Source organism: Thermodesulfobacteriota bacterium, assembly GCA_034189135.1.
Lineage (GTDB): Bacteria > Desulfobacterota > Desulfobacteria > Desulfobacterales > JAUWMJ01 > JAUWMJ01.
On record JAXHVO010000112.1, the window covers coordinates 17124 to 31084 of the forward strand.

A 13961-nucleotide genomic window follows, 5' to 3' on the forward strand; every position below is an offset into this window, starting at 1 on the left:
TAAATTGACTTTATATACGTGTACGGGTAATTCAGTAAAGTTTTTAACAGTTTTCCCGGTCACGAATCGGCTTCACGGTTTAATAGGAGTTAAGGCTGTCAACCAGCCACCGCTGAAACCTGAAGCTTACCCGTTAACCTTTGATACTCTAAGGAATTATTTTTTATGATCAAACTTGATTTTAACAAAACCGGTGGCCTTCTGCCTGCCATTGTCCAGGACTATGAAACAGGTGAAGTGTTGATGCTGGCATATATAAATGAAAATGCATGGGAGGCGACTCTTTCCACTGGAAAAGCAACATATTTCAGTCGAAGCCGACAAAAACTGTGGATAAAGGGAGAATCTTCCGGAAACATGCAGATTGTGCAGGAAATCAGGATCGACTGTGATGATGACACGGTTCTTTTTAAAGTGCAACAGATCGGCGGCGCGGCCTGTCACAAAGGGTATAGAAGCTGTTTTTTTAAGAAAGTTGATCATGGCGTTGCCAAAGTAACTGAACAACGGGTCTTTGACCCGAAGGAGGTATATCATAAATGAAGGAAAAGTTAAAACTCGGGCTCCCCAAGGGAAGTCTTCAAAGTGCGACCATTGCGCTATTTAAGCGCTGCGGATGGAAAATTAACGTTAATGGAAGAAGTTATTTCCCGGAGATAAATGATGATACAATTGAATGCGCCATCTGCAGGGCACAGGAGATGTCACGCTATATTGAAAGCGGCACACTGGATGCCGGGCTGACCGGCAAGGACTGGATAGCTGAAAACAGTTCCGATGTGCATGTGGTGGAAGACCTGGTTTATTCCAAAGTAAGCGCAAGACCCGCCAGATGGGTTCTTGCCGTTCCATACGATTCAACGCTCAATACCCTTAAAGACCTGGAAGGGAAAAAGATTGCAACAGAACTGGTAGAATTTACCAAAAATTATTTTTCAGAGCGAAATATTCATGTCGATATTGAGTTTTCATGGGGAGCTACCGAGGCAAAAGTTGTATCAGGACTGGCGGATGCCATTGTAGAAGTGACAGAGACAGGAAGTACCATAAAGGCCCACGGCCTGCGTATTATACATGAACTGATGCAGACAAATACCCAGCTTATTGTCAACCACCTGGCATGGAAGGATCCGGACAAAAGGGAAAAAGTTGAGCAGATCGCTCTTTTGCTAAAAGGCGCCCTTCTGGGAGAAAAACTGGTGGGTCTGAAAATGAATGTCCCTGAAAAACAAATGGAAAAAGTGGTGGCCATGCTCCCCAGCTTAAATGCCCCCACCGTTGCCCATCTGTATCAAACAGACTGGTTTTCTGTTGAAACCGTTGTTCATTCGGACATTGTGAGGGATCTTATTCCCCAGTTGCTCAAAAACGGTGTTGAAGGTATCATTGAATACCCGCTTAATAAGGTGGTGTGACTTTATAAAAGGATAGAAAATTGATTGCAAAACGAATCGACCAAGTGACATCATTTATTGTCATGGATGTGCTGGAGAAAGCACACGAGATGGAACGCGAAGGAACCCATATTATTCATCTGGAAGTGGGTGAGCCGGATTTTGATACCCCGCAGTGCATTAAAGCCGCTGCATGCAGGGCGCTTGAAGAAGGCCACACCCACTACACCCACAGCCTCGGCCTGCTTGAGCTTAGAAATGCAATTTGCGAGTACTATTTTTCCACCTATAATGTTTCGCTAGATCCGGATCAAATTATTATCACCTCCGGCACTTCTCCTGCCATGTTCCTGTTGTTTTCGGTGCTGCTTGAAAAAAATGATCAGGTCATTATTCCAGATCCTCATTATGCCTGCTATCCCAATTTTATTCGATTCTTGGAAGGAGAAGTCGTTACGGTTGAAGTTTACCAGGAAGACGGTTTCCAGTACAGGCCTGAACAAATCCATAAAAAGATTTCAAACAAAACCAAGGCTATTTTAATAAACTCGCCCTCCAACCCAACGGGAAACCTTTTATCCGAAAGTCGAATGAAGGAAATCGCTGGATTTTCACCTTACATCATTTCAGATGAAATCTATCATGGCCTGGTCTATGAGGGGGTTGAGCATTCAATTTTGCAGTTTACGGAAAATGCCTTTGTACTAAACGGCTTTTCTAAACTGTATGCCATGACCGGACTGCGTCTCGGATACCTGATTGCGCCAAAATCCTTTATCCGCCCCATGCAAAAAATACAGCAAAACTTTTTTATTTCTGCCAATTCCATGGTCCAACAGGCGGGAATTGCCGCTCTTAAGGACGCAGGGGATGATGTGGAAAAAATGAGAAAGACGTATAATAAGCGAAGAAAGTATATGATTCACCGTTTAAAGGAAATGGGTCTTAAAATTACCGTAGAGCCGACCGGTGCCTTTTATGTCTTCGCCGATGCCCGCCATATATCCAACGATTCGTATAAGCTGGCCTTTGATATACTGGAAAAAGCCCATGTGGGTGTCACCCCGGGGATCGATTTCGGCAAAAACGGAGAAGGATACCTCAGGTTCTCCTATGCAAACTCAATGGAAAACATCACCGAAGGCATGGACAGGTTGGAGAAGTATCTTGATAATCAAATCTGCTGAATTTGTGACCAGCGCAGTTAGACCGTCTCAATATCCTCCGGCTGTTTTGCCGGAGGTCGCCTTTGCCGGGCGTTCCAATGTCGGCAAATCTTCCCTTATCAATACTCTGGTAAACAGAAAGCATCTGGTAAAAACCAGTGCGACACCCGGTCGAACCCAACTGATCAACTTTTTTAACATAAACGATAAACTTTCTTTTGTGGATATTCCGGGGTATGGATATGCAAAGGTTCCGGTGTCGGTTAAAAAAAAATGGGGCCCCATGATTGAAACCTATTTGACCACAAGAAAGACGCTTAAAGGTATAGTGCTGATCTTGGATATCCGTCGTATCCCCGGTCAACAAGAGATGAACATGCTTGACTGGCTCAATCATTACACTATTCCCTTCGTACTCGTATTAACCAAATCCGATAAGCTTTCAAAAATTAGGCAAAAAAAGCAGTTAACTCAAATCGCAAACACTCTTTCGACAGATAGAGACCATTTTGTTTTGTTTTCAGCAAAATCGCGACAGGGAAAAGACGAGGTTTGGGAAGCGGTGAATCAGTTGATATTATAGACTTTCTATAAAAATTGAGCTTATGGGTTTGTTTCGAACCGCAGAATGTCGAAGTAAGGTATTCTATCATTTTTAATATTTAAAAAGATAGAGCCCGGCGATTCCACACTTCATCATTGGTAATTCCCTGTTCGATATTCGATATTCAAATAGTTATATCTCGAATTTACAATATCTCTTTATTTAACCATCTGACGCTTATGCAAAGACTTTTTAACAGTTTATCATAATTGTTTAAAAACGAAAGGAGAGGTCCAATGTGCAAAAAAAGTTGTCTTATGTTTACCCTGTTGCTGGCTGTTTTCTTTATCTTTGTTTCTGTTTCATTTGCAGGCTCCCTTTTCAATGAAGGCCTGTGGAAAATTACCTCTAAGATGGAAATACCGGGAATGCCTGTGCCGATGCCTCCGATTACCTATACGCAGTGTTTAACGAAACAAAATCCCGTGCCCAGCCGGTCTGAAACCGGCCAGGAGTGTCGCACCAAAAACATCAAAACAAAAGGCAACACCGTGTCCTGGGAGATGGTTTGCGGCTCTCCGCAGGGCGAAGTGAAAAGCAGTGGTAAAATTACTTATAAAGGAAACCGGTTCGATGGAGTCGTTCTAATGGACATACCGGGACAGGGACAAATGAAAATGACCATGACCGGCGAGCGCATCGGAAAATGTAAAAAGTAAACAGCTGAATTTTCACCAACTGGAGGCATTCATATATAAGGCCCCTAAGCCGCGGGAAACTATTTGGATAACCAAAGGGTGCTTCTCAGTTACAATCAGTGACAAAATTCGAATGTGCTATCTGTCTCCCCATGTTGCCGGGAGACAGATAGGCGCGGGCTTGACGAAAAGTTCCGTTTGATAAAGATCTTGCCGTGGAATTGGGATGAAACGGATGTCATTGCCTATAAATGTCGATGGCAGAAGTAAACAGTCATAATATTCTCCTAATTCCGTCAATAATTTGTCGAAAAGTCCTGCCATAACTTCCATTCTATGTTTGACTGTACACTCTAAGATTTCATTAAAATTTAATGTAAACCTCTATTTTGGTGTTAAAACAAGCAGATCCCATTTTTCACCTAATTATTACACCCTGAATGGCATGTTTGTTGCTGTGATTCAAATTGTTACTTTTTTTTAAAAGAATATACTTTTGCACTATAAAGTGGTATAAGAAAAACAGCCTGAAAAAATTGATTGATGCAGTTTGTATGGAGACAATATGCTGCTGTGTTCAAATAATGCTTTCAGATGCCTTGGAATAATGGTTCGGACGGCCCACCTACTGACAGCGCGGCTGATTTCTTTATGCGCAGAAAATAGCCTGAAAAAAAAGGTTGTTGTCCCTCACTCTCACCATCACGCTCTTCCGCGGGTCGACCATATCGATAAAGCAATTGCTTCTTCACTTAAAAAAGATGACCCACTAGTAGAAACCTATATTGAATATATGGATTCAACCGGTAACGAGGAAAACAACCTTTTCAATTTATTGAAAAGACACATTCAAACAATCCGTATCTAAACGTGTATGACTTAGGCATGAACAGGAGGAAAAATGGCTAAATCGAAAAAAAATACACTTCAATATCACCTGACCGCTGTTAAGGAAGGCAAACGAAGTTTTGAAAACGCCTTTCAAAGTGTGACCCGGATGATTTTGGAAAGTGAAATTGAAAAGGTAGTGGTGAATGGCAAAACAACTTACGATTTCAGCATTTTTCGAACCGGGAAAAAACATATCATAGGAATGTATGATGAAATCAACAGTTTTGTCTCTTATGTGAAGGACGCTTCCGAAGGCGGGTCTTCCAGAGAAATGGCTTTCGTACTGGTCGGCGAACCGGGAAATGGGAAAACGTTTTTAGTGGAATTTTTAAGTGCCAAATACCGAAATTTTCTGGCAGAAGAAAAAAATCGCAGGTACACTTTTAGATTTCTAGATATGGACAAGATCGGTAATTATGGAAGAATCACCACCATTGAATCCCAAACCTACGAAGACCCTTTCATCTTGGCCATGAACCTTTTTGAAACCGTTGATGAAAATAAGACCTTTTTAGTCAAACAGATCGGATTCTCCGATAATGAAATTGAAAAACTCTACGATGACTACCGGCCCATGGGTGCCTGCAGCGGGTATATCTGGAACGATATCAGAAAATTTGCCGACGGCAACATTGATGAAATGCTTAAATTCGTCGAAATCATTCCGGTACCTTTAACTGAAAGCCTGGGCACCGTGACGGGGAAATACCCGGCCAAAGATAAAATCACCTCTTCGGCCGTCGATCTGCTGGGTGAAGAGTCCATTCAAAGACTGCTTCATATTTCAGATACCAACAACCCGTACCGTTTTGATTTGAGAAGGGGCGCTCTTTCCCGTGTTGCGGGCGGGGGTATTCATTTTTCCGATGAAATTTATAAAAACAAAAAAGATCTGGTTCAGGTTTATCTGGGGGTCATCCAAAACCGTGTCATTGAAATTGATGGCTATAAATGGCCCATAGATACCCTGATTATTGCCACCAGCAACAACTCAGAATTTCACCGATTTCTATCTGAAAAAGAAGAAGCGCCGATTATAGACCGATGCCGTATCTGCTATGTTTCTCACAACACAAATTATAAGCTGCAAAAAGATCTTACCGCATATGCCATAGGAAGTGAAACGCGGACCACATTGACACGGGATTATCTTCACCAGGACCCCAATTTAAATTATGCGGCATCGGCAGCCTCGGTGCTGACACGCCTCCCTCGATCGGAAAAGCTTACACCTGTTGAGACAATGAAACTGGCCGCAGGAGAAGTCGCCGGAGAAAAAAGCATCAAGACCTTGGCCGAAGTGATAGACACGCTAAACCAGGACCCTGAAATTATCAATCGTTTTGGTCAAAAGGGCCTGGGGCAAAGAAACCTTGGCAGAGCCATTCAGCTTTTAATTGAAAGCTCAGAGACAAATGAAGGCAAGTGTATGTTCGCATATGACGTTTTCAAAGCCCTGGACCGGGTGATTCTGGACTACGTCACCGAAGCGAACGACAGGGCAAAGTATCTGGAAGATCTTAAAACCGCCAAAGGCCTGTACCGTGAAAGAATTATGACCGAGATGTTCAATGCATATATGGACGAACCCCTGGCCATTAGAAAAGATGTGATGAACTATGTGAACATGATTATTGGTATTGATGCCGAAAACCTGGGACCGGACAAGATGTGGAAGTATAAAGACCCGCAGACAAAAGAGTTAAAGGCTTTAAAAATCGACGAGCGGTATATTAACAGTGTGGAAGAAAGGCTGGAGCTGAAGACAAAAGAACAGCGGGAAGCGTTCAGAACATCCATTAGAAAAATATATGGTCAGAAAATATCGGTTGATCCTGATTACGATTTCATGGACAACCTTGAGCTGGTTAAAGCGATTACCGATGTCCGGCTTAAATCCGATATTGCAGGTGCTGGAAGTCTTATAGGTGCACTTGCCAACCGTACCAACGAGGAAAACCAGAAGTTGTATGACCGCATGGTCGATACCATGCTTTCTAAACTTAACTATTGCAAGACATGTGCACAAAAAACGATTGAGTACTTCTGTACTCAGGAGGATGAAACATAGGCGCTTAATAAAGCCATATCTGTAATGTGTTGTCGATACCAGACAACACGTTGTTTTTAACATTGAAAGATGATGCTACGGGTTACGAGTTACGGGTTGCGAGTTGATTGTTTAAAAAGGAAAACCATCCTTGAAACATAACTCGCAACCCGCAACCCGCAACCCGCAACGCACAAACCGTAAATCATGAATCCAAAGCTTATCAATCTCTATCACAGACTCAAACAGGAAGGTCTTACCCCTGAGCGGGAAGAGAAAATTCTTGCTGAACTGCACTATGAAGGCACCCACCACCTTCCCGAAGATGTTCCAGCATCCGAAGGTGCAAATACTTTTTTTCAGGTGCCATACAGCATTTACCAATATAATGATCTGGACGTGTTACAGGCTTTCACCGCACTTCAAAGCAACTACAATATCAGCCTTCGATCCATTGACGAACTGCTGGAGCGCGATAGGCAAAGGGAAAAAGACGGGTTTCCCAAAAAGATCAATGTCGGACGGTTGATCAAACCCGGAAAGGGCGGCAAAGATAAGGTGGTGATTGTTCCCACCACCGTGGAGGAAAAATTTATCCATGACAGTTTAAGGGAAGTTACCGATGAAGCTGAGCCATCCGGCGGAACAGGCGATGGTGAGGAAGGCGAAGTGATTGGTGAGCAACCGGTCCGTGAAGAAGGTGCCTCAGGAGCAGGACCCGGTGAAGGAGAGAGCGGTCCTCACGAAATGGAATCGAGCGCTTACGACCTTGGCAGAATTCTCACCGAAAAGTTTGAGCTTCCCAACCTAAAAGATAAGGGCAAAAAACGCTCCCTTACCCGTTATACCCATGATCTGACTGATAAAAACCGAGGATTCGGGCAGTTTCTTGATAAGAAGGCCACATTGCGAAAAATCTTTGAAACCAATATTACCCTCGGGAATGTGCCCGATATCAACGATATCGACCCGACACGCTTTTTGATTTCACCCGAGAATAAGGTGTATCGAATTCTTTCCCGGGAAAAGGACTACGAGTCGCAAGCCATGGTTTTTTTCCTGAGAGACTACTCAGGTTCCATGGCAGGAAAACCAACGGAACTCGTGGTGGCCCAGCACGTTCTGATTTACAGCTGGCTTATGTATCAGTACGACATGCAGGTGGAAACCCGTTTTATTCTTCATGACACCGAAGCCAATGAAGTCAAAGATTTTTATACCTATTACAACTCCAAAGTCGCAGGCGGCACAAAAGTGGCTTCTGCCTACAGGCTGGTGAACGAGACCGTGGAAAAGGAAAACCTGGCCCAGGATTACAACATTTATGTGTTTCACGGCACAGATGGGGACGACTGGGACACGGAAGGCAAGGAAGCCATTCCGGAGCTGAAAAAAATGATGGTCTATGCCAATAGGATTGGAATTACCGTTGCCCGGCACTCATACGGTTCGAGCCAGACCACTGAAGTTGAAAGATACCTTAAAAATTCCAACCTCCTGATCGAAAAAAAAGATTTTCTCAGGCTCGACGCCATGACCGAAGATGCAGATGAACCCCGCCTGATTGAAGGAATAAAGAAGTTGATAGGTGAGTAAAAGCATACACGTCCACTGGACATGGCTTAACTACTTGAATAACCAATGGAACTCATTGACCAACACACTAAAAAAATCATGGAGGGATGCAAGGAGAGAGCCCTTAGTGCCGGTCTGCGATTTCAGCATGAAACCCTGGAATATATTGTAACCAACAGGGACCTGCTGGAACTGTCACCCAAAGTGATGATTCCTACCCTGTACGATTACTGGGTCCACGATGTTCAGGTGTTGCAGGGAAAAGGGAAATATGAACTTTACCCCAGCAACCCATACGAAACGGTCATTAATACCCGACCGGCCATCTCGTTTTATAATGACAACAACCCGGACTGGCTGAATGTAATGATTTTTTATCACGTTCTGGCCCATATAGATTTTTTTCAAAACAATCAATACTTTCGCCACACATGGGACTACGATTTTACCGGTCAGGCTTTATCGGATAAACGTTTAATCGCCAGACTGCGATCTGAAAAGGGAAGATGGGTCGACTACATTATTGAATTTAGCCGCAGTATTGACAACCTGGTTGGATTCCATGAAAAGCTCTCGGATTTAGATCGTTCTGTGATCGCTACACCTTCAAATATGCTGGATTACTATTTTGATGTATTCCTTCAAACAGTAATAAAAACGAAAGTTAATGAATATATTAAAGAAATTGAAAAGTACAACGCCTGTATAAAAAAATATGGGGATCAGGGTGAAAAACATTTCTTTTCAGAAATACGCGAAAAATACCCCGAATTCGATGCGATATACAAAAAAAGCCTTGAGGAGAAGTCCGAAAAAAAATTTGATTTGATTCAATATATAATCAAGCATTCCGAATTTTTAAAAAAGGATGAAAACAAATGGATCAAAGCGGTTATGGAAGTCGTTCGTAAGACATCCCTTTTCTTTCAGCCGCAAATCAGAACCAAAATCATGAACGAAGGATGGGCCAGTTACTGGCACGAAACCCTTTTCCTCAAAGATGACCGGATCAGGGGACATGAGGTGGATTTTGCCCGGGTCCATTCAGCAGTTACATCGCTGCCTCGAGTGGGATTGAATCCCTATGCGCTTGGAATGCGTCTTTTTTATTACATTGAGGAACTTGCGGATAAAGGAAAATATTCCATTGAATTTAAAAAACTTCTGGATGCGGATAAACGAGAGACGTTTGACGAAAATCTAAAAAAGGGAAAAGATTTTATTTTTAAAATTCGTGAAAACATGTGTGATTTTCTGTTGGTAAACACCTTTGTCGATCAGGATTTTATCACCGACAACAAACTTTTTGTTTCCGGCCGAAGGTTAAACCAGAATAAGGGAGTCTGGGAGTTTTACGTCAAAAGCAGGAAGGCCAGAGATTATCGTAAAATGCTCATGGGCACCCTTTACCATCCCCCGTATATTGAAATCGATCAGGAAAAAAGCAGCAATCATACGTTATATCTTTTGCATCATTTTGAACAAAAACCTCTGGTAAAGGAATTTATTTCCAACACCATGATGGGAATCGAATATCTCTGGGGCGGCCCCATCAAGCTTGAAACAAGCGAAATCATCCCTACACCACCGCAACCACCGGCCGGTTTTGTTCCGGGAGCTCCCGTCCCGGTAAAAGAAGAGCTAAAAAAACCGGAAATAAAGTGGCAGCGTGTGTTATACAGCATGGAAAACAGAAAGCTTTCCAAAAAGAATATATAAAACACCATGGACAATATTCAAAAAGCAATGCAGCATCTCAACAAGGGTATGGACAAATGGGACCAGCGCGCCCCGGTTCCCTTTACTGAATTTCTTAAAATACTTTCCGCCGGACCTCATGAAGTGGTTCGCAATGTCTTCCAGGTCTTTCACGACATGGTCAAGGCCTATATTATAGAGGGAGTGGATGAATATCCTGATGATCCCGAATCGATTCATTATGTGAACTACGATTGCAGCAAACTTTTTGCTGAAGGAGCAGACCACCCGTTTTTTGCCGACCGGCTTTTCGCCAACCGGCTCATCAGACTGGTTGAGGCCTTAAAACGCGGGGCACAGCAAAATAAGATCTATATCTTTGAAGGCCCTCCCGGCTGCGGCAAAAGTACATTTTTAAATAACCTTTTAAAAAAATTCGAAGAGTTTGCCAATACCCAGGAAGGATTGCGCTTTGAAACCGTCTGGCGGTTCGACCGTAAAATGATGGGTGGCTTTGCCGAAAATGAAGCGGCCCCTCTTTTGGATAAATTATCCCAACTGCTTGATATCCCTCCCTCTGAACGTGGTCCGACCCCTAAGCAACAAGATGCAATTTATTTTAATGAAGATTTTATAGAAATCCCCTGCCCCAGTCATGATAACCCCATATTAATGATACCCAAAGAACACCGCCGCGAGTTTATCGACGATCTGTTTAAAAATGATGAATTCAAATGGAAGCTTTCCACCGAAAAGGAATACGAATGGGTATTCAAGGATAGCCCATGCACCATTTGCAGTTCTTTATACGAAGCGCTTTTAAACAAATTTAAAAATCCTGAAAAAGTTTTTGAAACCATATTCGCCAGGCCCTATAAATTTAACCGGCGCCTGGGTGAAGGCATCAGTGTCTTCAATCCCGGTGACATGCCCATGAAGCAAAACATCATGAGCAATGCCATGCTCCAGAGACGAATAAACAGCATTTTAAGGGACAGCAACCAGGTTAAATATATTTTTTCACAATATGCCAAGACCAACAACGGGATTTATGCCCTTATGGATATTAAATCCCATAACAAAGAACGATTGATCGAATTGCACAACATTATCAGCGAAGGCATTCATAAGGTGGAAGATATCGAAGAAAACGTGAACTCACTCCTTCTGGCCGTTATGAATCCGGAAGATCAAAAAAATGTCCAGGCTTTCAAATCGTTTTCCGATCGCATTGAATACATTAATATTCCCTACGTCATGGATCTGAATACCGAGGTGGAAATTTATAGAAACATTTTCGGAAAACATATTGACGAAAGTTTTCTCCCCAGGGTGCTCCACAACTTTGCCAGGATTATTATTTCGTCCAGGTTAAATACCCGGTCCGAATCCCTGCTGGAATGGATCGGCAACCCTGAAAAATATCGTCTGTATTGCGATCAAAACCTTCAACTTCTCAAAATGGAAATCTATACCGGGCATATCCCCGACTGGCTGACCGAGGAAGATCGAAAACAATTGACGGCAAAACGCCGGCGCAAAATCATTGCCGAATCGGAAAAAGAGGGTATACATGGCATTTCCGGGCGTGATTCGATTAAAATATTCAATGAGCTTTACTCAATGTACGCCAAGGAAAACAAGCCCATTAACATGTCGATTATATGCAATTATTTTACCAAAATCCGTCAGGATCTCAGCAAAACCATACCCAAAGGTTTTTTAGACTCATTGCTCCGCATGTACGACTACACCATTTTGCAGGAAGTCAAAGAGTCTTTGTATTATTACAATGAAGAACAGATATCGAGGGAAATTCAAAATTATCTTTTTGCCGTTAATTTTGAAACAGGGGCTGTGGAAACCTGCACTTATACAGGAGAAAAACTGGAAATTACCGAAGATTTTCTAAAAAGTATTGAATCTCGTCTGGTGGGAATAAATGCGAATGAAAAAAAGCGCCTGGCTTTCAGAGAAGATACCCAGAAAGAGTACACCTCCAAAACATTGACCCAGGAAATCATGGTTGAGGGAAAACCGGTGACCGAGACAAAAATTTATCAATCTCTGCATGAAAGATATGTTTATAACCTTAAGGAAAAAGTTCTGGATCCGTTTCTGGAAAATGAGAACTTTCGGCGGGCAATAAAGGATTATGATGACGAAGGATTTAAAGCATACGACAAAAAGATCAAAAATGACGTGACCTATCTGGTCAATAACCTATGCACCAGTTATAATTATACCAAACCGGGTGCAAAGGAAGTGTGCATTTATGTAATTGACAATGATCTGGCAAAGAAATTTTCCAATCCGCAAAAAACCTAACTTTCTTATTCGTTCACTGCGTCCATCTGGGCTTTTAAACAATCGCAATATTCATCAAAAATAAAATACATACACTTGTTTCTCAAGCTGGATTTTTCATAAAATCTACAGTTGGTTTGCTCTGAATCACTGGCAGCCGTGCAAACAGACATCATTTCTTTTTTGCAGAAACTTACCACTGGGCCTTGCATTTCACTCACCCCCTTCATAAAATATTTATGCTTTGAAAAAGCAGTTTCAATATAAATCTTCCTGTTTTTATTATCGACACGTTTTAAAAAAACCTGAAGCGATTTTTTTAGGCGGTGCTGCAAAATAGCAAAAAAAATATTTTTTCTTTATTAAGGAATGCAGAAAGCATGCCAAAAAAATCAATATTAAAATAGTCTTTCATTCAATGGAGTTGGTGATGTTTTCAAAAAACAGAATCGGCTGAATAAGACAAAAAGCGCCAATTTTTTTAGCGCAGTACGTCAAATCCTTGGCTTGCTGTTCAAATTAGCGGCCATAAATAACCGAAAAGATATGTGGTAGAGGGAATTTCAAAACGGCATTTTTCGAAGCTCGCTTTGAAATATTTGAGGTGGTTTATAGCAAAATACAAAGGACGAGATGACCCGGCCAAAAAAGCCGGGTCCTGAGGACCCGGCCTTGGGTTTTCCTTTAAAAGGATGGTAATCTTTTTAACTCCAAAGACGTACCAAAGAAGTCAGAAATCCGCCTTCTGGCTACAGGCTTTCCAGCAATGCTGCTTTTTTCTTGTCATATTCTTCCTGGGTGATCAATCCCTTATCTAACAGCCTTTTTAATAACAGGATTTTTTCTTCCACACTGGTGGCCGTATCCGGTTTCTTTTGGTCTCGTCTGATAATTTCAGGCCCTGTCCTGCCTTTACTATTAAATACGATCCTTTCCGTGGTTCTCTTGTTTTTCCAGTAGAGCCACACATTGCCGTTGCGACTGGGCGTGGCATGCTCCGGAGGAGGACCGTAACAGATAAAAACGGCTTCCTTGCTCATCCCGTTTTGTATTATTCCTTTTTTAATCGCATTTATTTCATGTTGAGTCAGCCCTGCGGTTAATTCAGCAAAATTTTTGGTAGTAAACATCATACGTTTATAGTCTTCAATGGTTTTTCCGGGATGATAGTTTTTGGTGTAGAAAATTTTGTAATTTTTATTGTTGGTCGTCGTTTTAAAACTAATTATTTTTCTGCAATCATGGCCATAACAAAAATCTGTGACTTTAGACTTGCTGATCTCCGTCCCGGCAGGTATAAATGATCTTCCGCCTTTATAGTTAATACACTTCATGTTAAACCCACTCCATTTCCAAATGTTGTATGCAGTATACAGTTTTTGTTGCGAAATGGCTTTGTCTTTAGCATAGCAAAAAACGGCGGATAAAACTATCATGAGCATGATGGTTGGTGTAACTCTTAATAGGTATCGCATAATTTCCCCCTTAAGATTGCTGGTTTTCCATAAAATTTATATGTCAATTGATAAGCCGGGGCCACTCAAAATGGCTCTTTAACATGTTTAATTATTATCGCAATAGAAACAATCTGTCAATTCTTGATGGTGTGGCCATTCGAATTCACCCTTCTGATGAGCA

At 42.1% G+C, this 13961-nt stretch carries 10 protein-coding genes; 9 read left to right on the forward strand and 1 reads right to left on the reverse strand.

The window, feature by feature from the left end; genetic code table 11:
• The first annotated feature begins 165 nt into the window (after window positions 1-165).
• The 9 genes from hisI (at window position 166) to SWH54_16315 (ending at window position 12344) form a co-directional block, all read left to right on the forward strand.
• Window positions 166-543, forward strand: coding sequence for a phosphoribosyl-AMP cyclohydrolase (gene hisI, locus SWH54_16275; GenBank protein MDY6792821.1), 378 nt, complete (start codon window positions 166-168; stop codon window positions 541-543).
• Window positions 540-1415 (forward strand): ATP phosphoribosyltransferase, encoded by an 876-nt coding sequence (gene hisG / locus SWH54_16280; protein MDY6792822.1) that lies wholly within the window; start codon window positions 540-542, stop codon window positions 1413-1415. The genes hisI and hisG overlap by 4 nt, the downstream gene beginning before the upstream one ends.
• A gap of 20 nt (window positions 1416-1435) precedes the next feature.
• Complete coding sequence (locus SWH54_16285) at window positions 1436-2581, forward strand: pyridoxal phosphate-dependent aminotransferase (protein ID MDY6792823.1); 1146 nt, start codon at window positions 1436-1438, stop codon at window positions 2579-2581.
• Complete coding sequence (gene yihA, locus SWH54_16290; protein MDY6792824.1) at window positions 2562-3143, forward strand: ribosome biogenesis GTP-binding protein YihA/YsxC; 582 nt, start codon at window positions 2562-2564, stop codon at window positions 3141-3143. The genes SWH54_16285 and yihA overlap by 20 nt, the downstream gene beginning before the upstream one ends.
• Window positions 3144-3400: 257 nt before the next feature.
• Entirely contained in the window at window positions 3401-3823 is a 423-nt protein-coding gene (locus SWH54_16295; protein ID MDY6792825.1) for a DUF3617 family protein, read from the forward strand.
• Window positions 3824-4703: 880 nt separating this feature from the next.
• The gene (locus tag SWH54_16300; protein ID MDY6792826.1) at window positions 4704-6764 is read left to right on the forward strand and encodes a serine protein kinase PrkA; all 2061 of its coding nucleotides are present in this window, start codon (window positions 4704-4706) and stop codon (window positions 6762-6764) included.
• A gap of 186 nt (window positions 6765-6950) precedes the next feature.
• Window positions 6951-8339, forward strand: coding sequence for a DUF444 family protein (locus tag SWH54_16305; GenBank protein MDY6792827.1), 1389 nt, complete (start codon window positions 6951-6953; stop codon window positions 8337-8339).
• 45 nt (window positions 8340-8384) lie between these two features.
• On the forward strand, window positions 8385-10037 hold the full coding sequence (locus tag SWH54_16310; protein ID MDY6792828.1) for a SpoVR family protein: 1653 nt from the start codon (window positions 8385-8387) through the stop codon (window positions 10035-10037).
• Between the two features lie 6 nt (window positions 10038-10043).
• The gene (locus tag SWH54_16315; GenBank protein MDY6792829.1) at window positions 10044-12344 is read left to right on the forward strand and encodes a serine protein kinase PrkA; all 2301 of its coding nucleotides are present in this window, start codon (window positions 10044-10046) and stop codon (window positions 12342-12344) included.
• A 728-nt stretch (window positions 12345-13072) separates the two neighbouring features.
• Here the strand turns inward: SWH54_16315 and SWH54_16320 are convergent.
• A complete protein-coding gene (locus SWH54_16320) occupies window positions 13073-13798 on the reverse strand; it encodes an SHOCT domain-containing protein (GenBank protein MDY6792830.1) in 726 nt (241 codons plus the stop codon).
• Window positions 13799-13961: the final 163 nt, after the last annotated feature.

What these genes read in the sequence shown, in the direction of transcription:
- SWH54_16320 (MDY6792830.1), bottom strand. Translation starts at nt 13,798, where the DNA reads ATGCGATACCTATTAAGAGTTACACCAACCATCATGCTCATGATAGTT.
- SWH54_16300 (MDY6792826.1), top strand. Translation starts at nt 4,704, where the DNA reads ATGGCTAAATCGAAAAAAAATACACTTCAATATCACCTGACCGCTGTT.
- SWH54_16310 (MDY6792828.1), top strand. Translation starts at nt 8,385, where the DNA reads ATGGAACTCATTGACCAACACACTAAAAAAATCATGGAGGGATGCAAG.
- SWH54_16315 (MDY6792829.1), top strand. Translation starts at nt 10,044, where the DNA reads ATGGACAATATTCAAAAAGCAATGCAGCATCTCAACAAGGGTATGGAC.
- hisG (MDY6792822.1), top strand. Translation starts at nt 540, where the DNA reads ATGAAGGAAAAGTTAAAACTCGGGCTCCCCAAGGGAAGTCTTCAAAGT.
- SWH54_16305 (MDY6792827.1), top strand. Translation starts at nt 6,951, where the DNA reads ATGAATCCAAAGCTTATCAATCTCTATCACAGACTCAAACAGGAAGGT.
- SWH54_16295 (MDY6792825.1), top strand. Translation starts at nt 3,401, where the DNA reads ATGTGCAAAAAAAGTTGTCTTATGTTTACCCTGTTGCTGGCTGTTTTC.
- hisI (MDY6792821.1), top strand. Translation starts at nt 166, where the DNA reads ATGATCAAACTTGATTTTAACAAAACCGGTGGCCTTCTGCCTGCCATT.